Here is a 20646-nt window from a genome sequence, read left to right on the forward strand (position 1 = left end):
AAGCCGACAGATCGGCTCGAAGACCCGAAGTCAGTAGCTCAGTGGGTCAGACCCCGGGCGGGAGGTGCTCACCACCAATCCTCTCTGTAGCTCAGCCATGTCATCGGGCTCTCATAACGTGCCGGGGCTACGGCCGCGGGGCACGAGCCGTAGTTCAGCCACGTTATCGCTGGCCCATGACATGGCTGAGCTACGGCTCGCCCCTCGGCAACGCGACGTCGCATTTCCCTGACGGCACCGCCTGCACTGACGGCACTGACCAGCAGGATCGCCGCTGTTTCGCGGGCTATTCGGCGGCGAGAGCTAGTCGGATCGCTTCGGCTACCTGGGGGATGCGGGACTCGGGTAGGCCGGCCAGGTTGATCCGGCCGCTCGGCAGGCCATAGATGCCGTGGTCCACGCGCAGCCTCTCCATCGCGTCGGCCGTCAGTGGCAGGCTGAGGAACATCCCGCGCTGCTCCGCCAGATCCGGCATGTCTAAATGGGAAGCCAGTCCCGTTCGCAAGCGCCCGAGCCGCCGGCGCATCGCCTCCAGCTCGGAACGCCAGCACGCGGTCAGCTCCGGGTCGCCGAGGATCTCTTCGACGATCATCGCGCCGTGAGCCGGCGGCTGGGAGTAACTGGTCCGAGCGAAACCCTCCAACAGGCCGCGAACGCCGGGCACTTCGCCACGGACACCCTCCAGCTCGCTACGGACACCCGGCAGATCCCCGACGACCAGGGCCGCGCCGACCCGCTCGCTATACAAGCCCCACGCCTTCGAACCGCTCACCGCGACCACCCCGAACCCCACCGCCCGCAGTAGCCGGCGCATCCCGGCGAGATCAGCGTCCAGGCCGTCGCCGAGGCCGAAATAAGCCTGGTCGATGAACGGCACCACACCACGCCGGACCAGCGCCGCGCTCAACTCGTCCCACTGCCGGATCGGCATGCTGAACCCGCTCGGGTTGTGACAGCACCCCTGGATCACCAGCGCGTCACCGGGCCGTGCGGTCTCCACCGCGGCCAGCATGTCCCGGACCGGATGCGTCGCGACCCGCAGACCCGCTGCCGCCAGGATGCCGGCGTGGTTCACATACGAGGGCGTGCCGAGATGCACTGTCCGATCCGGCCCAGTCGTGGCGAGCAGTTCGGCGATCAGGCGGAGGGCTCCGGTACCGGCCACGCTCTGCACCGCGACGGTGCGGGAGGTCAGGGCGGGGTCGCCGAGCATCAGGTCGGTCAGCAGCGCCGCGAACCGACGGTTGCCGGACGGTCCCGCGTACTCCTTGGATGTTGATCGTTGCGCTAAGCGCAACTCCGCCGCACGGACCGCGCGCATCACCGGGCTCGCGCCGCTGTCGTCGCGGTAGACGCCGACGATCAGGTCGAGGCGCTCAGGCCGCGCGTCATCGGCGCAGGCCGCCGTGAGCTGCCACAACGGGTCGGCGGTCAGCAACATGATGGGGTTTTCCTTCCAACAGCGGGAACAGGACGACGCCGGTCACGATCAGCGCCAGGCTGACGAGTGTCGATGTCGTGATCGGCTCGCCCAGCAGTGGCACGGCGGTGATCGTGGTCAGCGCCGGAGCGAGTGCGCCGAGGCAGGCGGCCATCCGCGGTCCGAGATTCCGGATCGCGATCGAGTAGCAGAGCGCGGCGATCACACCGACGCCGATGCCCTGCACGGCGACGTAAAGGAGCACGTCGTCGCCGTTGGAGGTGAGATGCGACGGCACGAGTCCGAATCCGATCAGCGCGGCAGTGACCAGCGCGGACGGCACGCAGAGCACCAGCGCGGCACCAGCCGGATCGAGCCGGGTCGATCGCAGTGCGAGCGTGTAGACGCTCCAGATCAGCCCGGCGACCAGCAGCACGACGATCCCGCCGCCGGTGCGCCACGACACCGAAGCCGCGACGCCGATCAATATCACGCCGAGCGCGGCGGCTTGCGCCCGCCGGATCCGCAGACCCAGACTTCGGTACGCGAGAACGGCCACAAAAATCGGCACGACGCCCGGGATGACGAGCCCGACCAGGGCCGCGCTGGTCAGCGAACCGCCCAGTGCGGAGACCGCGAAGTACGGCAGTCCCGCCCCGACGCAGAGCGCCGCGACGACGGCCGGCCGCTCGCGGGACAACGACCGTAGGGTTCGCGGGATCCACGGCGACAACAGGATGACGGGCGTGGTGAAGCGGATCAGCGCCACGTCCATCGTCGTGAGGCCGGACGCGCCGATGCCGCGGATGCTGAGCGCGAACCCGGCCCAGACCACCACCGTCGCCGCCATGGCAGCCAATCCCAACGGCCTTCTCATGGCTGGAACGCTATGCGGATCGCGAGGGCAGGCGATTGCTAATTCGTGCGTGAAAGACCTTGATCTTGGCAGAATCTGCTACATGAAGAGCCTCGACGCGATCGACCGGCAGATCCTGCTCGCTCTGCAGAGCGACGGCCGCCTCAGCAACCAGGAACTCGCCGACCGGGTAGGCCTGTCCCCGTCGCCCTGCCTGCGCCGGGTACGCCTGCTCGAAGAGGCCGGAGTGATCGCCGGATATCGGGCCGTGCTCGATCAGGAGGCGGTCGGCCTGGCGATCACGGCGTTCGTCCGGATCACCCTGGAGTCGCACGGCGCCGAGGTGGTCGAGCGCGTCGAGGCGGAGATCCGCGGCATCCCGGAGATCGTCGAGGCGTACCTGCTCGCCGGCGACCAGGACTACCTGCTGAAGATCACGGTGGCGTCGTTCGCGTCGTACGAGGACTTCGTCCGCACCCGTCTGCGCACCATTCCCGGCCTGGCCTCGATCCAGACGACCTTCGCCTTCGGCGTCACCAAGACGGTCTCGCCGTTGCCTGTCGGCTCCTATTAGGATCTTTCGGGTGACGTTCGAGAGGTTCGACACCGGGGTCGCGCATCCGGCCCGGCGATACAACTACTGGCTCGGTGGCAAGGACAACTTCGCCGCTGATCGCGAGTCGGGGGACCTGCTCGCCACGTCGTACCCCGCTGCCCGGATCGCCGCGCGGGCCAACCGCGCGTTCTTGCGCCGCGCCGTCGGTTATCTCGCCGCCGACGCCGGCATCCGGCAGTTCCTCGACGTCGGCACCGGGCTGCCGACCGCTGACAACACGCACGAGGTGGCGCAGCGGATCGCCCCGGAGAGCCGGATCGTCTACGCCGACAACGACCCGATGGTGATGGCGCACGCGCGGGCGCTGCTGACCAGTTCGGCCGAGGGCGAGACGCGGTACATCGAGGAGGACCTGCGCGAGCCGGAGAAGATCCTGGCCGGGCTGGAGATCCTCGACCTGTCGAAACCGGTCGGCCTGATCCTGGTCGCGGTCGTGCACTTCCTGCCGTCGCAGGAGCAGTCCGTAGCGGTCGTGCGTACGCTGCTCGACGCACTGCCCTCCGGCAGCCACCTGGTGATGTCGCTCGCGACCACCGACCTGCTCACGCCGGAGCTGAAGGCGAGCTGGGACGAGTCGCTGCGCACCGGCCGGTCGGACGTCCACCCGCGCACCCGGGCCGAGCTGCTGCAGTTCGTCGAGGGTCTGGAGCTGGTCGAGCCGGGCATCGCGGCGATCAGCGAGTGGCGCCCCGACCCGGACGACGAGGAGCAGCCGACCCCGGTGGAGGCGTCGCTATTCGGCCTCGTGGCCCGCAAGCCCTAACGGCGGGCGGTCTTCTCGCGGTACATCGCGGCGTCGGCCTCGCGTAACAACCGGTCGGGGTCGGCGGAGGTGTCGCCGGAGACGGCCACACCGATGCTGACGCCTACCGTGACCGGCTTGTCGTCGATGAGGTACGGCTCGGAGAGGGCTGTCTGGATCGCCTTGCGGACGGTTTCGTGGCCGTCCTCGGCGCTGACGCCGCCGACCAGGACCACGAACTCGTCGCCGCCGAGGCGGGCCACCGTGTCGGTGCGGCGCAGCAGCTTGGTCAGGCGCTTCGCCACCTTGATCAGGAGCTGGTCGCCGGCGGCGTGGCCGAGGGTGTCGTTGACCGCCTTGAAACCGTCCAGGTCGAGCAGCAGCACGGCGAAGCGGTACTCCGGGTCGCGGGTGGCGCGCAGGCCCGCCTGGGTGAGGCGGTCCTCCAGGAGCAGGCGGTTCGGCAGGCCGGTGAGGTGGTCGCGCAGGGCCGCGGTACGCAGCCGTTCCTCCTGCTCACGCAGCGCCGCCATGGTGACCTGGTAGTCGAGGGCCTTGCCGAGCAGCGAGCCGGAGTGGTTCATCATCTCCCGGCCGGGCGGAGTGGTCGACTGGATGCGCCCGACGGCGGCGAGCATGCCCCAGTCGCGGGCGCGGCTGCGGACCGGTGCGACCATCACGACGTCGCCGGCCTCGCCGTCGGCCGCGCCGAACAGCTCCGGCGGCGGGAACTGGGCGACCGGGACCTCGGCGTCCGGCGCGCCGACCGAGGTGCGGTACTCGCCGACCAGCTGCAACAGCGAAGAATCCCCAGGGGACCACAAGCCGAGGCATCCGGCGACGGCCGGGGTCAGGCTGAGCCACTCCACCGAACGTGGATCCTCGGCGTCAGCGCCGAGCAGCGCGATGCCGAGCTCGTACTGGATGTTCAGGGTGCTCTGCAGGTATTGCACCTCGCTGAACAGGCCGCGGGTGTGTGACTCGGCGATGGGGAAGCCCTGGCTCGGGCAGCCGCACGACTCGCGGGGGACGAAGACGGTGGGCACCCGTTCGACTTGTCCCGAAATAAAGTGGCTTAACCGGTCATAAGCCGCCGACCCCACCGCGTCGAGTGGCTGCCGGACCGTCGACAACGCCGGCTTCAGATAAGCCGCGTCCGCGATGTCGTCGAACCCCACCACCGCGATCATCCGCCCGGCCGACGACAGGCGGCTGATCAGGCCGATCGCGTTCCGGTCGGTGCCCACCACGATCGCGGTCACCGGCATGCCGGCCCGGATCAGGTCCTCCGCGACCGTCTCGCCGCCGCTCTCGTGGTTGTCGGCGCTTTCGAACAGGACCGGGTCGAGGCCGTGTTCGAGCATCGCCTCCCGATACCCCTCGTGGCGTTCCCTCAGGTCGTAATGGGCGAGGTAGCCGGCGAAGCCGATGCGGGAGTGTCCGTGTTCGATCAGGTGCGCCACGGCGTCGCGTACCCCTGATCTGTTGTCCGCGAGGACCGCGGAGCCGCAGCCGTCCTGCGCGACCTGGACCACCGGGAGCCCGGCTTGCCGGGCTTTCTCGGCGTAGGAATCGGCGACCGCTCCGGGCAGCAGGGCGAGGCCGGCCAGGTGATCCCAGGCGAGCGGGCGATCAAAATCGGGCAAGCCGCTGCGGTCCGCGCTGTGCGATCCGGGGTCCAGGGTCTGCACCGCCATCACCCGATCGCCGCCCGCGACCGCCGCCGCATTGATGCCGGCGATGATCGCGCCGTAGTAGTCACCGCCGACGAAGGGGGAGAGAATTCCGAAGGTGCGGCCTGTCACCCCGTCATGATCTCTCGAATCCGGCCCGATCAGGCCCGTTCTACGCCCCGAGATCAGGCAGCAGCTTGTCCAGGCGCACCGGCAGGTCCCGTACCCGGATGCCGGTCGCGTGCCAGATCGCGTTGACGATCGCGGCCGGGGAGCCGACGATGCCGATCTCGCCGATGCCCTTGCTGCCCATCGGGTTGATCTGGTCGTCGTGCTCGTCGAGCCACTCGGCGTCGATCTCCTCGACGTCGGCGTGCGCCGGGATGTGATATCCGGCCAGGTCGTTGTTCACCCACTGGCCGAACGCCGGGTCGAGGACACCCTCCTCGTGCAGGGCCATGCCCATCCCCATGATCATGCCGCCGAGGAACTGGCTGCGGGCGGTGCGCGGGTTCAGGATGCGTCCGGCGGCGTACATGCCGTACAGCCGGGAGACCCGGACCTCGCCGGTGACGGTGTCCACGCGTACCTCGGCGAAGTGCGCGCCGAAGGCGTGCCGTCCGGCGGTGCCCTGCTTTCCCACGAGCTCGGTGGTGTCGAAGACGGCCTCCGGGGAGGAGGACGCGACGAGGGCGCGGCAGGCGCCGGTCACCGCCCAGCCCCAGGACGCGCTGCCGGAGGAGCCGCCGGCGACCGAGGCGACCGGCAGGGTGCTGTCGCCGATCTTGATGTCGATCGCGGACGCCGGCACGCCGAGGGCGTCCGCCGCGATCTGGGCGAGGATGGTCCGGGCTCCGGTGCCGAGATCGGCGGCACCGATCGCCACCTCGAAGCGGTCCGGTGCCAGGCGCCGGACCCGGGCCGTCGACGGCTGCACCATCGTCGGGTACGTCGCCCCGGCCACCCCCGTACCGATCAGCCAGTCGCCCTCGCGGCGCCGGCCCGGCCGGTGATCGCGGCCGGACCAGCCGAAACGTTGCGCGCCGCGGCGCAGGCACTCGACGTAGTGCCGGCTGGTGAACGGCTCGCCGCTCTCCGGCTCGACGGCGGGCTCGTTGCGGATGCGCAGTTCGATCGGGTCCATGCCGAGCCTCTCGGCGAGTTCGTCGACGGCGCATTCCAGGGCCACCATGCCGGGCGCCTCGCCGGGGGCGCGCATCCAGCGCGGTGTCGGCATGTCGAGGCGGGCCAGTTGGTGGCCGGTGCGGCGGTTCGGTGCGGCGTACATGTGCCGGGTCACGACGGCGGTCTGCTCGGCGTACTCGAACAGGCGGCTGCTCTGCGAGGTCGCCTGGTGGTCGATTGCGGTCAGGGTGCCGTCGCGGTCGGCACCGAGGCGAATCCGCTGGATGGTCGGGGTGCGGTGGCCGACGATGCTGAACATCTGCTGGCGGGGCAGCACCACCTTGACCGGGCGTCCGGTCACCCGCGCGCCGAGAGCGGCGAGGACGGCGTTCGGGCGGGCGGTTCCCTTGGAGCCGAAGCCGCCGCCGATGTGTTCGGCCACGACGTGCACGTTCGCCGCCCCGAAGATCTCGCCGAGGGTCGCGGCGACGCCGGACGGATGCTGGTTGGAGTCGAAAACGGTCAGACTGTCGCCGTCCCAGCGGGCGATCGTGGCGTGCGGCTCCATCGGGTTGTTGTGCAGCGCCGGGGTCGAATAGACCTCATCAATCGCTATATAAGCCGATTTGAGGGCTTTATCCACGTCGCCCATCGCCGACTCCGCCGGGAAACTCGGGTTGACCGTCTCCGGCGTGTACAAACCTGGATGATCCTCCCGCAGCACCGTGTCCGGCTTCTCGCCCGCGGTGATCGACAGGCTCAGCGTCTGCGCCGCCCGCCGCGCCGCCTCCAGCGAATCCGCGATCACCAGCGCGACCGGCTGCCCCCGATAACTGATCTTCTCCGACTGCAGAACCGCCAGCTCAGGATCGTCAACAGCCGCCAGCGCGGGCACATTGCCGTGCCACAGAACCGCGATCGCGTCCTGCAGCGGATCGACGACCACCGCGTCCAGCGTCCCGCACGCCACCGGCGACGGCACGATCCACCCGTAAGCCAGGTCGTCCTGCGGATACTCAGCGGCGTACCGAGCGGCCCCGGTCACCTTCTGCGGTCCCTCCAGGCGCCCGAGCGGCGCACCGACAGACCCCTGCGCGGTCGCGGTCATCGTTTCTCTCCCGCCTCTGCCAGCCGGCCCAAGACCGAGGCGGTCAGATTGCGCATCAGAGCGATTTTGTACGCGTTATCGCGCAGCCCTCGTGAGTCCGCGAGCTCGGCATCAGCCGCCGCGAGAAAAGCGTCCTTCGTGGCCGGCCCGCCGAGCAGCCGCTCCTCGGCGACACGGGCACGCCACGGCTTGTGCGCCACGGCTCCCCAGCCGAGCCGGACGTCGCTGACCAGCCCGTCGGTGACGCTCAGGGCAGCCGCGACCGAGCCGACCGCGAACGCGTACGACGCCCGGTCCCGCGCCTTGCGATAGGCCGAGTTCGCGGCCGCCGGCAGCGCGGGCAGCTCCACCGCGGTGATCAGCTCGCCGTGTTCCAGGATCGTGTCCCGTTCCGGCTCGTCGCCGGGCAGACGGTGCAGCTCGGTGACCGGGATCCGCCGGCTGTTCGTCACCACGACGGCGTCCAGTGCGACCAGCGCGACCGCCATGTCGGACGGGTGGGTCGCGACGCAGGATTCGGAGGCACCAAGGATCGCCAGGTTGCGGTGGTCGCCCTCGCGGGCGGGGCAGCCGGAGCCGGGCGTGTGCTTGTTGCACGGCATGGTGGCGTCCATGAAGTATCGGCACCGGGTGCGCTGGAGCAGGTTCCCGCCGGTGGTGGCCATGTTGCGCAGCTGACCGGATGCTCCGGCGAGCAGCGCCTGGCTCAGCACCGGAAATCCGGCGCGGATCCGCGGGTCGGCGGCGAGGTCGCTGTTGCGGACCGCCGCGCCGATGCGCAGGCCGCCGTCATCCAGCGAGGTCACCTCGCCCAGCGGCAGCCGGTTCACGTCGACCAGGACGTCCGGGGTGGCGACACCCAGCTTCATCAGGTCGACCAGGTTGGTGCCACCGGCCACGAACACGGCACCCGGTTCGAGGGTGTCGTCGAGCCCGGTGGCGCTGCGATAGGTGAACGTCTTCATCGGCCGGCCGCCTGGTGAATGGCCGGGACCATGTTCGGGTACGCGCCGCAGCGGCACAGGTTGCCGCTCATCCGTTCCTTGATCTCGGAGTCGCTGAGGCGATCGCTGTCCTGGGTGACCGCGCTGGGCCAGCCCTTCTCGACCTCGTCGAGCATGCCGACCGCCGAGCAGATCTGCCCCGGAGTGCAGTACCCGCACTGGAAGCCGTCGTGGTCGAGGAAGCCCCGCTGCACCGGGTGGTCGTTGAGGCCCTCGATCGTGGTGATCTCCGCGTCCTGGTGTGCGACAGCAAGCAGCAGGCAGCTGTTGACCCGGCGGCCGTCGAGCAGGACCGTGCAGGCGCCGCACTGGCCGTGGTCACAGCCCTTCTTCGCACCGGTCAGGCCGAGGTGCTCACGCAGCGCGTCCAGCACGGTGGTGCGAAGGTCCAGGTCGAGGTCGTGATCGACCCCGTTGACGGTGAGACGCATGAGCGCCCGTTACCCACCCTCAACCGAGTCATGCTTGCCACTCTGGGTTTGCTCCAAACAATGTTTGTGACAAACTCGAATCCATGATCAACCAGGACCTCACCGGGATCAGCGGCCACCGCTTCCTCTACACCTACGCGAACGGCTGGGTGTACGAGATGTACGTCAAGAACCCCGCGACGATCGATTACCGGATCCACACCGGGCACGTCGGCGGCCGCTGGGTCCGCGATCAGCAGGTCGACCTGGTGCAGCTCGCCGACGACGTCTACAAGATCTCGTGGACCGAGCCGACCGGCACGTCGGTCGTGGTCAACGTGCTGCCGAACCTGCGCCGCCTGCACGGCACCATCTTCTTCCCGCAGTGGATCAAGCAGGATGGCAGCAAGACCGTCCTTTTCCAGAACGAGCACCTCGACACGATGCGGGCGTTCCGCGACGAGGGGCCGACGTACCCGATCTACGTGGTCCCGGAGTTCGCCGAGATCCAGCTGTTCGAGCACGTCGGCGAGGACGACGAGTCGATCATTTCGACGGCGCCGGCTGACCTGCCGGCGGACTTCCTGCAGCGGCGGAACTGAGCTTCTCGGTCAGCTTCTTCACGTCGGCGGCGGAGACGCTGCGCTTGGTGGTGTCGACGTCGACCGCGGTGCGCAGCCCGGCGACGTCCTTCTTCGCCTCGGTGAGGAGCGTGACGCGTTCGGCGTCGGTGAGCCAGGTCAGGGTCAGTTCGAGGTTGTCGCCCTCGGTCAGCTTGACGAGGCGCCGGGGCTGCGAGGTGGTGATGAACCAGGTGAGCGTGCCGTCGCTCACCGGGACGGCCTTCTCATTGTTCACGATCGTCTCCGGCCCGCGCGTCAGCGTACGGCCGACCGGGTCGAGCGTGCCGGCGAGCCGGGCCGGTGTGAGGGTGTTGTCGAAGTCGCGGTCGAAGAACTCCGGCGGCACGCTGATCCAGCGGTTCCAGTAGGTACGGTCGTCGGACTCGTGACCGTAGAGCTTCCAGAAGACACCCTCGGATTTCGCGAACGTGCGGTCGCCCAGATCGAGGAACGTGGCGGTGAGCCGGCGGACCGCGATGTGCCCGGACGTGGTGCCGTCCGCGGTGACCCGGGCGTTCAGGACGATCTGCTCGCCGTCGTCATCGGTGTACCACCCGGCGTACTGCACGGCCGGCGCGCTGATCAGCGCGCCGGAGGCCTCGCGAAGCTCGGTGGCGGCAAGGCTCGCCTGGTCGGGCGCGGCGTCCTTGGTGGCGTCGGGCCGGGTCAGCAGCACCGCGGCGCCCGCGCCGGCCAGCAGCGCCACCACGGCGACGCCGATGATCGTCTTCGATGTCGAGGCACCCACGGTCGATCAATGTATGGGGATCCGATCACGGGGTCCAGAACGGATCGCGGCCGATGAATCCCAGCAGCCTGGTCTGCGCGTCCGCGTCGTCCGGCACGGCGATCCGGGGGCCGTACTGACCCGAGGACCGCATGATCTCTTCCATCGGCTCCATGCCGCCGACCAGCAGGGCGGCGAACTCCGGATCGAGGCGATCGTCCTGGCCGGTCGCGCGGGCCAGGTCCCAGGTGTGCATGAACACGTCGGCCGTGTAGAACTGGTCGATCGCCCGGTCCAGCGGCACGTCGCCGATGTGCGGGTTGGACAGCGTCCGCTGCGGCGTCGCCGGGTCGTCGAGGATGGCCTGCACCCCGGCGACGTGGGTGTGCCAGGCGGCCGCCGGGTCGTCGTCGGTGCTCGGGCCCGGCGGGATGGTCGCCGCCGAGCCGAGCAGGCCGGGCAGCCACGTGACGAGGTGGCCGACCACGTCACGGGCGGCCCAGCCGGCGACCGGCGCGGGGGAGTCCCAGTTCTTCACCCCGTCGACGCGGGCGGTGAACTCCGCGGCGATCCGGCGGTGGCGATCGGCAGGTGTCAGTTCGGAAAGCGGCATGGCCCCACCGTACGCTTTCAACTGGTCGGTTTAAAGACTTTCGTAGACCCGCTTCCCCCGAACGTATGTCTGCGCGACCGTCGTCGACGCGATCTCGCCGGCCGGCCCATCGAACGGGTCACGGTCGAGCACGACCAGGTCGGCGACGTTGCCGGCGACCAGGCTGCCGCTGTCGTCACGGTGGTTCACATAAGCGCTCCCGGCCGTGTACGCCGCCAGGGCCGTACCCAGATCGAGGCTCTGCTCGGCCAGGAACGGCCGGTGCGACGACCCGGGATGCGCCCGGTTCACCGCCACGTGCACGGCCTCCAGGGGATTCGCCGGGCTGACCGGCCAGTCGCTGCCGGCCGCCAGAGTGGCACCGGCGCGCAGCAGATCAGCGAAGACGTACTGCCGTGCCGCTCGCGAAGCACCGAGGAACGGGATCGTCAGCTCATCCATCTGCGGCTCGTGCGCGGCCCACAGCATCTGCAGGTTCGCGGTCGCGCCCAGCTGCCGGAACCGGGGCACGTCGGCCGGGTCCATCACCTGCAGATGGGCCAGGTGCGGCCGGGTGTCCGTCCACCCGTTCGCGGCCCGGGCCGCGGCGACCGCGTTGAGAGCCTCACGGACGGCCCGGTCGCCGAGCGCGTGGAAGTGCACCTGGAAATCCAGGGCGTCGAGCGCGGTGACATATCGGGCCAGGTCGGCCGGCTCGACGAAGCTGAGCCCGCTGTTCGCGGTGGCGCAGCCGCAGGCGTCCAGGTACGGCTCGTTCATCGCGGCGGTGAAGTTCTCCGCCACGCCGTCCTGCATGATCTTCACGGTCGAGCAGGTCAGATTCCCGGTGGTGAACCGGGCGCGCCGCTCGACCAGGCCCGGGATCTGCTCGGCGCCGCGCTCCCGCTCCCACCAGAGCGCGCCGGTGACCGACGAGACCAGCGTGCCGTCGGTCGCCGCGCTGAGATAGGCGTCCGACGGGTCCGGATAGCCGTGGTTCGAGCCGAGCATGGCGTCCTGCCAGCCGGTCACCCCGAGCGAGTGCAGCATCGTCTGCGCGCGCAGCAGCCCGGCGACCAGCTCGGCGTGCGTCGCCGCCGGAAGATGCTGCCCGACCAGGCCGATCGCACCCTCCTGCAGCGCGCCGACCGGCTCACCCTCGCTGTCCCGGTTGATCACGCCGTCGGCCGGATCGGGCGTGTCCCGGGTGATGTCGGCGATCTTCAGCGCCAGGCTGTTCACCCAGGCGCCGTGATGGTCACGGTTGGTCAGATAGACGGGCCGGTCCGAAACCACCTGGTCGAGCAGCTCGGCGGTCGGCACACCACCCGGGAAGCTCTCCATCGACCAGCCGCTGCCGACGATCCACTCCTGGTCCGGGTTCGCCGCGGCGTACTCCCGGATCCGCACCAGATAATCCGCCAGCTCGGTGGTCCCGGTCAGATCGCACTGGCCCATCTCCAGGCCACCGAAAACGGCGTGCACATGCGCGTCCTGAAACCCGGGCAGCAGCAGCCGCCCACCGAGATCCACCACTTCGGTCCGGGGACCCCGCAGGTGGTCCAGGCGGTGCCCCACCTCAAGGATCCTTCCCTTGTGTACGCCCAGAGCAGTCGCCCGTGATCGCCCGGAATCGACGGTGAGGACCGGTCCTCCGACGAACAGCAGATCGGCATAGGTCATGCGGACGTCCTCTCGAAGTACGGTGATCGGCGCCGCCACTTGGCGATCCCGGCAGTGACCAGCCCGAGCGCGACGATGACGGCCGGGATGGCGAGGTTGAACCACCCGTTGTCGGCGGCGACCGCGAACGACCCGCCGAGCGTGGCGTAGTAATAGGCGAGATAGACGCCGAGGCCGAGCAGCACGGCCGCGCTGAGCAGCGGCACCACCACGGCGGTCAGCCCGGCGAGCGGGTCGGTGCGCAGCAGCCCGCGGAACCGGACCGCCGAGGCCAGGGCGGTGAGGCCGTAATAGAACGCGACCAGCGCGCCGATAGTGTTGACCGCCGCGAGGATCGCCTCGTTCAGCGTCGGGATCGCGGATTCGAGGCAGGCCACGATGCCGCCGGTGATCGCGATGACGATGGTGGCGGCGGCCGGGGTGCCGCGCCTGCTCAGCCGCGACCAGATCGGCCCGAGGGTCTTGTCCCGGCTCATCGCCAGGGTGAGCCGTGCCGTCGGGATCACGCCGGCCTGCAGCGAGGCGACCGCGGAGAACATCAGCGCGATCAGCGGCAGACTGGCCCACGGCTCGCCGACGATCTTGGCGGCGTAATAGCTGAGGCCGACCGCGCCGTTCTCGGCGAGCTCCTCGGTGGACATCACCCGCTGGAACGCGATCGCGCCGAGCACGAACAGGCCGAGCATGGTGACCAGGGCGATGTATCCGCCGCGGGCGGCGTCACCCGGGTTCCTGGTCTCCTCGGTGACGCTGAACGCGGCGTCCCAGCCCCAGTAGAAGAAGACCGCGAGCACCAGCCCCTGCGCCAGCGCGGCCGCCGAGTCGATGGCGAACGGGTTGAGCCAGCTCCACGCGAACGGCTGGTCACCGACGAACAGCCCGGCGCCGCAGCTTTGCCTGATGCGTTGACCGTTCGCGGACCCCGCATGCTGCCCAACTCCCCTCATCCTGGCGGGGCGCACGAACAGGGTGCCCGGGACTTGTCGAGATCGAATGTACGTCGTGAGTGATGAAGGCATGTGGTCGCGGCGTTCTTTCTGCCCTGTCGATTGATGAAGCCGACGTGCTACCGGAGTTGTCGAGTTAGGCGTAGATCCCACCGGTTACAAGGCAATCGCCGCGGAGCGCAGCGGAGCAGGCTAGCTCAGTGAACGGCAGCCGAACAGCGATGTCAACGCTGTTCACAACAACGTTTCACGCGGGGGTGCTTCGTGCGTACCCAAATGGGGTTTTAAAGGTTTTTAAGGCCCCGGGCCTCGGCGGCGTCCAGCAGCATGCCGATCGCCAGCTCGAACTGGTCCTCGTTGTCCACGTCGGCCAGGTGCTCGGCGACGTTGCGGATGTGCGGGAACTTGTCGGCGGGGACCACCAGGTACTCGCGGCTCCAGGCCAGGCCGTCGCGCTCCATGATCTCGGCGCCGACCTGGCGGGACGCCGCCGCGAACGCGGTCCAGGCGAGCACCGTGTCGACGATCGTGCGGTAGACGCTCGCGGCCTCACGACCCCGCAGCCCGGCCTGCTCCAGAGCGCCGATCACCAGGTCGGCGGCGCGGAACTCGGCCTCGCGGCCCAGCGTCCGGTTGGCGATCAGCAGCGCCACCCGCGGATGCGCCTCATAGGACCGGCGGGTGGCACGACACAACGACAACACCCGGGTACGCCAATCCGGCTCGTCGAAGTCGACCTGGTCGAGCGCCTCGTCGAGCAGGTGCGCGCCGGCCGCGAGCAGCAGATCGTCCTTGTCGCGGAAGTGCCGCAGCACGGCGGTGGGCGCGACGCCGAGCGCCGTGCCCAGGCGGCGGAACGTCAGAGCGTCCGCGCCCTCCGCCTCGGCGATCTCCAGAGCCACCTTCACGATCTCGGCTTGACTCAGTGATCCCCGTACCCTGCGCTCCGCCATCCGCTCAGTCTCGCAGCCCGCGGTTCAGCGCAGCAGGGGCGGCAGGGTGCGCTGAAGATCGGCGGTCTGCTGCTCCCAGGCGTGGGCCAGCGCCAGCAGGCCGTGATCGTCGTGGTTGCGGCCGATGATCTGCAGGCCGATCGGGAGGCCGGTAGTGCTGAACCCAGCCGGCACGGCCAGGACCGGGGCGTTGATCAGGGTGCCGATCGCGGTGACCTCCATCCAGCGGTGGTAGCTGGACATCGCGGTGCCGCTGATCGTTTCCGGCCAGTGCACTGTCGCGTCGAACGGCATGGTCTGCGCGGTCGGCAGGACCGCGTAGTCGTAGGTCTCGAAGAGCTTCAGGAAACCCCGGTACAGGTCGCTGCGTCGTGCGGAGGCTGCCATGACGTCGGTGGCGGTGAGTTTCGCCAGGCCCTGGAGCTCGAAGATCGCCTCGGGTTTGAGCGGGCCTTTCAGCTCTTTCACCATGCTGCCGGCCAGCCAATGGCGTAACGGCAACCAGGTCGGCCAGAGGGCGTCGTTGCCGATGCCGGGGAGTTCGTCGAAGGTGTCGACGGTCATCCCCATCGCGGCGAAGTTCCTCAGCGCCGCGGTGGTGACCGTGAGGACTTCGGGTTCCATCGGCAGGTAGCCGCCGAGGTCGCCGAACCACGCGACCTTGCCGCTTTTCGGCCTTTCCTGCGTTTCATGGAGAGATAGCGGCATCCGGTCGTCGTAACCGGCCATCGTGGTCAGCAGCAGGCCCAGGTCGGTGGCGTCGCGGGCGATCGGGCCCTCGACACCACCCTGCGAGAGGAACTGCTCGCCGCCGGCCGCCGGCACCCGGCCGAACGAGGGCCGCAGCCCGTACACGTTGTTCCAGCCCGGCGGGTTGCGCAGCGAACCCATGAAGTCACTGCCGTCAGCGACCGGCAGCATCCGGGTCGCCACCGCGACGGCCGCGCCGCCACTGCTGCCGCCGGCTGATCTGGATTGGTCATAGGCGTTCAGCGTGGTGCCGAAGACATCGTTGTAGGTGTGCGAGCCGAGCCCGAGCTGCGGCACGTTCGTCTTACCGATGAAGATCGCCCCGGCCGCCCGGATCCGCTCCACGAAGATCTCGTCCGCGGTCGCCGGCGCTGCGGGCATGATCAGCCCATAGGTGGACTTGAGGCCGGCCACGTCGGCGAGATCCTTCACCGCGTGCGGGAAGCCGTGCATCCAGCCGTGGTCCTGGTTCCCGGCCCGGTCCTTCGCCGCGGCCTCGGCCAGCAGCTCAGACCGCGGGCGGAGCATGACGATCGCGTTGACGTGCGGATTCACCTCCTCGATGTGATCGAGATAGGCGGCCATCACCTCGACACAACTGACGGCCCGATCCCGGATCGCAGCCGACAGCTCGGCGGCGGTCCACTGCACGATGCGATCCACGTCGGGCTCCTCCGCGTCCGTTTCCGGTCAGGTTACGGGCCCTTTGTCAGCCACTCGGTGAAGGTGGTGGTGCCTCGGGGGCCTGGGGCCGTGGGGAGCAGGGCTCCGGTTCGCATGGCCTTGCCGGCGGCGCCCGGCAGCGGGATGCCCAGGACCAGCTTGCGGGGGCCGTGGGCCTTCGACACGCGGCGGGCCATCGCGGACATCTCCAGGACGTCCGGGCCGGCGATGTCCGGGGCCAGGCCGCGCGCGGGACCCTCGGCGAGGCTTAGCAGCTCGGCCGCCACCTCCGCGGCCGCGACCGGCTGGGTGCGCATCCGGGGGACCACCGCGAGCGGGCCGCCGAGGTTGGTCAGCTGCTGGCCGGCGAACTCGAAGAACTGGGTCGCGCGCAGCACCGTCGCCGGCACGCCGCTGGACAGCGCCAGCTCTTCCTGACGGAGTTTGCCCTGGTAGTAGCCGAAGTCCACCCGGTCGACGCCGACGATCGACAACACCACGTGATGCGCGACCCCGGCGCGTTTCTCACCCTCATTGAGGGTACGCGTGACCTGCTCGAAGAATCGGACCGAGACGTCCCGCTTCAACGTGACCACGTTTGTCACGTCGATGACGGCGTCCACGCCGCGCAGCGCGTCGTCCAGGCCCGCGCCGGTGGTCAGGTCGACACCGTTCGAGCGGGAAATGATCACGACGTGGTGACCGGCGGCGCGCGCCTGCTCCACGACCAGGCGGCCCATCAAGCCGGTTCCTCCGGCGACTGCGAAGCGCATCTCGTCTGCCCCGATCCTCTCTGGCGTACGGTTTCGTGGACTGGACTGGTTACGCCCGCCTGATGTGACAGCGGGTGATCTACGCAACAGGGGATCTTGTGGAACTCGCCTCGCTGGCGTACGCGAAGTACCTGCAACCGTTCACCGGCGAGCTGGAGATGGGTGAGGACTACAGCGAAGTCCACCTCGACGGCGTCGAGCTCGACGCGGCGCAGGCCGGCGGGGTCCGGCTCTCCGAGAGCGCGATGAGCTCGGTCACCCTCGCCGGGGGCAACTTCGATCGGGTACGCCTTGACGACGTCTGGATCTCGCGCTGCCGCTGGATCGGCGGCAGCTGGGCCGAGACGTCGCTGTTGAACGTGTTCCTGCTGGACAGCGTGCTCGCCGGGGTTCAGGCGTACGGGTCGCAGTGGCGGCGGGTGGTGATCCGGGACTGCAAGATCGACAGCTTGAATCTGCGCGGGGCGCGGCTGCAGGACGTCGAGTTCCGGGACTGCGACCTGACCGAGGTGGACTTCAGCGATGCCACGCTGATCGGGGTGACGTTTCCGGGGTCGGCGATCCGGCGGGCGCGGTTTCACAAGGCGACAGTGAAGAAGCTGGATCTCCGGGGTGCCCGGGAGCTGGACGTGGCGCTGGGCTGGGACTCGCTGAAAGGCGCGGTCATCGCTGAGCACCAGCTCGCCGAGGCGGCTCCGGCCCTGGCCGCGACGCTCGGCATCGTCGTCCGCTGAGGTCGGGGCCGTCGGTCGCGTCGGGTGCCCGGAAAGTTCAACGAAGCGGCTCGAATCACAATTATTGCGGTTCGCCGGATGAGATCCAGTTCGTCCGAGTAGCGTCTCACGGCTGTGCCTGTCGACCGTACCCAAAGAATCTCTCGCCGGCGCCTGGGGTTGCTCCTGGGCGCTGTCGTCGTGGTGCTCGTCGCGGTCAACGTGGCAAACAAGTACGGCCCGGCGGGCACCGGCCTCGTCGCCGGTCCACTGGTCGCGCTCGGGCTGCTGCTGCTCGGCCGCCGTGCCGGCCTGACCTGGCACGACCTGGGCCTTTCCCGGCGGACCCTGACGCGCGGCTCCAAGTACGCGGTGGGCGCGATCCTGGCGGTGGCCGTCGTCTACGGGATCGCCGCGGCGGTGCCGGCGACCCGGCCGGCGTTCCAGGACGGGCGGTACGACCTTCAGCTGAGTGCCGTCCTGCAGACCGCGTTCCTGGTGATTCCTTTCGGAACCGTGCTGCTGGAAGAGGTCGCTTTCCGCGGAGTGCTGCACGGGCTGGTCAACCGGCATCGCGGCGCCGTGTGGGCCAGTGTCGTGTCATCGGTGCTGTTCGGGCTCTGGCACATCCTGCCGTCGCTGCGGCTGGCCGAGGCGAACCAGGCCGTCGGCGCGGCGGTGGGCAGCGGGATGGGCGGGCAGATCCTGGCCGTGGCCGGGGCGGTCGGGTTCACCGCGCTGGCCGGGCTTCTGTTGTGTGAGCTGCGGCGGCGCAGTGGGAGTCTGCTCGCGGCGGCGGCTCTGCACTGGGCCACCAACGGGATGGGGCTGCTCGTCGGGGCGGCGCTTGCCACGGTGCAATTCAGCTGAGTTCGGGGGTCGTTTACGCGTACCCTCGCAAGGTTTTTGATGGTGTGATGATCTTATGACTCTGGTGACATCGGGTGAGATCACGGCAGCGGACGAGGCGTTTCTGGAGCGGGCGATCGCGCTCGCGTGGGACGCGCGTAACGGGGGCAATCACCCGTTTGGATCGCTGCTGGTGACCGCGGATGGTGCGGTGCTGGAGGCGCTGAACAGTGTCGTGACCGGTTCTGATCCGACGGGGCATGCCGAGACGAACCTGGTGCGTCTCGCCGGTGGGCTTTCCGCTGATGTTCGCGCCAGCAGCGTGCTCTACACGAGCACCGAGCCATGTGCGATGTGTGCGGGAGCGATCTACTGGTCGGGGATCGGGCGGGTGGTGTTCGCGCTGTCCGAAGCTGATCTGGCCGCGATGGTCGACGAGGAGGACGGTGTGCCGCCGCTGAGGCTGCCGTCGCGCGAGGTTTTCGGGCGGGGTGGGCGGCCGATCGTGGTGGACGGGCCGGCGCCGCTGCCGAGTGCGGCCGCGGTGCATCACGGGTTCTGGGATTAGGCTTCTTTTTCAGTATTCGCTGGTTGTCGACGTGTGGGCCGGGACCAGGTCGAGGAATTCGCGCAGGGCGCGGCTCGGCGGGATCGTCGCCGGGCGGGCCAGGGCGAGGGTCCACGGTGTGGCGGGCGGGTCCAGGTCGACCGGGACGACGCGGGCGGTTGCCTCGGCGCGCAGCGGTGGGACGAGGGCGATGCCGAGGCCGGCTTCGACGAAACGCGGCACGGTCGTCAGGTCGGTGACCTCGACGACGATCGTCCGGGTGAGGCCGGCCCGGCGGAAGTCGTTGTCGGAGCGGACCCGGTTGCAGTAACCGGCCGGCAGGTCGACGAACTCCTCGTCCTGCAGCGACGCGGGATCGACGCTCGTTGACCCCGCGAGATGATGGAATTCGGACACGAGTAGTCGTGGATGGAACGTCGCCAGCGGTGTCAGGTCGATGCCGTCGATGCCGAGGGTGTCCACGCCGACGAAGGCCACGTCGAGACGGTGGTCGCGGAGTTTGTCCAGGAGGCCGGAGCTTCCTTCGGCTGCCACGGTCATGGTCAGGCGTACCCCGGAATGGCGCTTGCGAAAGTCTCCGGCCAGGCCCGGCAGATCGACGGCCGTCAGGCCGGAGAGGGTGCCGACGCGGAGGTTGCCGCGCAGTCCCAGGCTGACGCCACCGACTGCCGCGCGTGCCGTTTCCAGCTGGTCGAGGGCGTTTTTCGCCTCCGGCAGCAGCGCGCGGCCGGCCTCGGTGAGCGCGACCCGGGTGGAGCTGCGGTCGAACAGTGCGGCGCCGAGGTCGCGTTCGAGCGCACGGATGCTCGCGGAGACCGTGGACTGGACGGCGTGGGTGCGCTGCGCCGCCCGGGTGAAGCTGAGCTCCTCGGCGACCGCGACGAAGAATTCCAGCTGTCGCTGCTCCATGAGCAGGAACTATAGCCAACTGCGATGACAGGTATGAACAGCATTCGTTGGACACGATGAGTCTCGGGCTTCAGGCTGTTGAGCGTGAAGATTCTGCTGACCGGGTCGACCGGTTACATCGGTTCTGCTGTCCGTGCCGCGCTGCTTGCCAAGGGGCATGCGGTGACCGCTTTGGTGAGGTCTTCCTCTTCCTCTCCTGAGGGGGAGGTTGTCGGGGACATGGGGGATTCCGGGTTGGTGCGCTCGCTGGCCGCCACCCATCAAGCGGTGATCAACGTGGCGGCTCCGGGTGCTGAGGTGGAGGCGTCCTTCGCGGACGCGGTGCTCGACGCCGGACCGGAAGTGTTCATCCGGACCGGTGGCGTGTGGGTGCACGGCGCCGGTGATGCGATCACCGAGGAGACGCCGCTGGACGCGCCGGCGCTGGTCGCCTGGCGGGAGAAGGTCGACCAGCGTGCCCTGGCCGCGCCGGGGATTCGGTCGGTGCTGATCGAGCCGGGGATCGTTTACGGCCACGGCGGGGGGATTGCTCGTCTTGTCGTGGGTGCTTCGCGGACCGATGAAGGACTGACGCTGATCGGCGACGGGACGCAGCACTGGGCGACGGTGCACGTTGATGATCTGGCTGAGCTTTATGTGCTGGCGCTGGAGAAGGCGCCGGCCGGGTCGACGTTCATCGGGGTGAGCGGTGTGAACCCGACGGTGCGGGAGCTGGGCGAGGCGGCCAGCTCGCGGCTGGGCCTCGGCGGGCGAGTGGTGGCGGAGGACCCGGCCGCGACGGTGGCGCGGCTGGGCGATTTTGGGGCGGCGCTGCTGGTGTCGCAGCAGGCCACGGGGGAGAAGGCACGCCGGGTGCTGGGCTGGGCGCCGTCGCGGGCGTCGCTGGTGGAGGAGATCGCCGCGGGCGGCTACTGATCCTGCGGGTCGGGCAGTTTGATCCTG

At 69.4% G+C, this 20646-nt stretch carries 21 protein-coding genes; 7 read left to right on the forward strand and 14 right to left on the reverse strand.

Annotation, left to right across the window (positions count from 1 at the left end):
- Positions 1-286 precede the first annotated feature (286 nt).
- Positions 287-1441: an aminotransferase class I/II-fold pyridoxal phosphate-dependent enzyme gene (locus tag B0I29_RS43305; RefSeq protein ID WP_111655013.1), complete on the reverse strand. Its 1155-nt coding sequence runs from the start codon at positions 1439-1441 to the stop codon at positions 287-289.
- Complete coding sequence (locus B0I29_RS43310; RefSeq protein ID WP_220091593.1) at positions 1389-2297, reverse strand: DMT family transporter; 909 nt, start codon at positions 2295-2297, stop codon at positions 1389-1391. Before B0I29_RS43310 ends, B0I29_RS43305 begins: the two co-directional genes overlap by 53 nt.
- Positions 2298-2379: 82 nt before the next feature.
- Here B0I29_RS43310 and B0I29_RS43315 point away from each other — a divergent pair, with 82 nt between their 5' ends.
- Both B0I29_RS43315 and B0I29_RS43320 read left to right on the forward strand, forming a co-directional pair.
- Positions 2380-2850, forward strand: coding sequence for an Lrp/AsnC family transcriptional regulator (locus B0I29_RS43315; protein WP_111655015.1), 471 nt, complete (start codon positions 2380-2382; stop codon positions 2848-2850).
- A gap of 10 nt (positions 2851-2860) precedes the next feature.
- Positions 2861-3655 carry an SAM-dependent methyltransferase gene (locus tag B0I29_RS43320; RefSeq protein ID WP_111655016.1) on the forward strand — a complete coding sequence of 265 codons (795 nt, stop codon included), beginning with the start codon at positions 2861-2863 and terminating at the stop codon, positions 3653-3655.
- On the opposite strand, the gene B0I29_RS43325 is transcribed toward B0I29_RS43320, so the two are convergent.
- From B0I29_RS43325 to B0I29_RS43340, 4 genes are read right to left on the reverse strand one after another with little or no spacing between them, the layout of a single operon-like run.
- Positions 3652-5439, reverse strand: a complete 1788-nt coding sequence (locus B0I29_RS43325) for a substrate-binding and GGDEF domain-containing protein (RefSeq protein ID WP_111655017.1) — start codon at positions 5437-5439, stop codon at positions 3652-3654. The two genes, B0I29_RS43320 and B0I29_RS43325, sit on opposite strands and share 4 nt — an antisense overlap.
- A 40-nt stretch (positions 5440-5479) precedes the next feature.
- Entirely contained in the window at positions 5480-7540 is a 2061-nt protein-coding gene (locus tag B0I29_RS43330) for a xanthine dehydrogenase family protein molybdopterin-binding subunit (RefSeq protein ID WP_111655018.1), read from the reverse strand.
- Complete coding sequence (locus B0I29_RS43335; RefSeq protein WP_111655019.1) at positions 7537-8505, reverse strand: FAD binding domain-containing protein; 969 nt, start codon at positions 8503-8505, stop codon at positions 7537-7539. Before B0I29_RS43335 ends, B0I29_RS43330 begins: the two co-directional genes overlap by 4 nt.
- Positions 8502-8975, reverse strand: coding sequence for a 2Fe-2S iron-sulfur cluster-binding protein (locus tag B0I29_RS43340; protein ID WP_111655020.1), 474 nt, complete (start codon positions 8973-8975; stop codon positions 8502-8504). Before B0I29_RS43340 ends, B0I29_RS43335 begins: the two co-directional genes overlap by 4 nt.
- An 83-nt stretch (positions 8976-9058) precedes the next feature.
- Here B0I29_RS43340 and B0I29_RS43345 point away from each other — a divergent pair, with 83 nt between their 5' ends.
- Entirely contained in the window at positions 9059-9556 is a 498-nt protein-coding gene (locus B0I29_RS43345; RefSeq protein WP_111655021.1) for a phenolic acid decarboxylase, read from the forward strand.
- Here the strand turns inward: B0I29_RS43345 and B0I29_RS43350 are convergent.
- From B0I29_RS43350 to B0I29_RS43380, 7 genes are all read right to left on the reverse strand, one after another.
- The gene (locus B0I29_RS43350; RefSeq protein WP_111655022.1) at positions 9501-10325 is read right to left on the reverse strand and encodes a hypothetical protein; all 825 of its coding nucleotides are present in this window, start codon (positions 10323-10325) and stop codon (positions 9501-9503) included. The genes B0I29_RS43345 and B0I29_RS43350 overlap by 56 nt on opposite strands.
- Positions 10326-10350: 25 nt before the next feature.
- Positions 10351-10917, reverse strand: a complete 567-nt coding sequence (locus tag B0I29_RS43355; protein ID WP_111655023.1) for a TIGR03086 family metal-binding protein — start codon at positions 10915-10917, stop codon at positions 10351-10353.
- A gap of 30 nt (positions 10918-10947) precedes the next feature.
- Positions 10948-12579: an amidohydrolase gene (locus B0I29_RS43360; RefSeq protein WP_111655024.1), complete on the reverse strand. Its 1632-nt coding sequence runs from the start codon at positions 12577-12579 to the stop codon at positions 10948-10950.
- On the reverse strand, positions 12576-13526 hold the full coding sequence (locus tag B0I29_RS43365; RefSeq protein ID WP_220091594.1) for an APC family permease: 951 nt from the start codon (positions 13524-13526) through the stop codon (positions 12576-12578). Before B0I29_RS43365 ends, B0I29_RS43360 begins: the two co-directional genes overlap by 4 nt.
- Positions 13527-13810: 284 nt before the next feature.
- Positions 13811-14479, reverse strand: coding sequence for a TetR/AcrR family transcriptional regulator (locus B0I29_RS43370; RefSeq protein WP_111655026.1), 669 nt, complete (start codon positions 14477-14479; stop codon positions 13811-13813).
- A gap of 24 nt (positions 14480-14503) precedes the next feature.
- A complete protein-coding gene (locus tag B0I29_RS43375; RefSeq protein WP_111655027.1) occupies positions 14504-15892 on the reverse strand; it encodes an amidase in 1389 nt (462 codons plus the stop codon).
- Positions 15893-15924: 32 nt separating this feature from the next.
- Positions 15925-16665 carry an SDR family oxidoreductase gene (locus tag B0I29_RS43380; protein WP_111655028.1) on the reverse strand — a complete coding sequence of 247 codons (741 nt, stop codon included), beginning with the start codon at positions 16663-16665 and terminating at the stop codon, positions 15925-15927.
- A 74-nt stretch (positions 16666-16739) separates the two neighbouring features.
- Here B0I29_RS43380 and B0I29_RS43385 point away from each other — a divergent pair, with 74 nt between their 5' ends.
- From B0I29_RS43385 to B0I29_RS43395, 3 genes are all read left to right on the forward strand, one after another.
- A complete protein-coding gene (locus B0I29_RS43385; RefSeq protein ID WP_146617096.1) occupies positions 16740-17399 on the forward strand; it encodes a pentapeptide repeat-containing protein in 660 nt (219 codons plus the stop codon).
- A 114-nt stretch (positions 17400-17513) separates the two neighbouring features.
- On the forward strand, positions 17514-18248 hold the full coding sequence (locus tag B0I29_RS43390) for a CPBP family intramembrane glutamic endopeptidase (protein ID WP_111655030.1): 735 nt from the start codon (positions 17514-17516) through the stop codon (positions 18246-18248).
- 55 nt (positions 18249-18303) lie between these two features.
- A complete protein-coding gene (locus B0I29_RS43395; protein ID WP_111655031.1) occupies positions 18304-18795 on the forward strand; it encodes a nucleoside deaminase in 492 nt (163 codons plus the stop codon).
- Positions 18796-18804: 9 nt separating this feature from the next.
- Here B0I29_RS43395 and B0I29_RS43400 read toward each other — a convergent pair whose 3' ends face one another.
- Entirely contained in the window at positions 18805-19704 is a 900-nt protein-coding gene (locus B0I29_RS43400) for a LysR family transcriptional regulator (protein WP_111655032.1), read from the reverse strand.
- An 84-nt stretch (positions 19705-19788) separates the two neighbouring features.
- On the opposite strand from B0I29_RS43400, the gene B0I29_RS43405 reads away from it, so the two are divergent.
- Entirely contained in the window at positions 19789-20619 is an 831-nt protein-coding gene (locus B0I29_RS43405) for an NAD-dependent epimerase/dehydratase family protein (RefSeq protein WP_111655033.1), read from the forward strand.
- The last annotated feature ends 27 nt before the right edge of the window (positions 20620-20646 follow it).

The organism is Actinoplanes lutulentus, assembly GCF_003259845.1.
Taxonomy (GTDB): domain Bacteria; phylum Actinomycetota; class Actinomycetes; order Mycobacteriales; family Micromonosporaceae; genus Actinoplanes; species Actinoplanes lutulentus.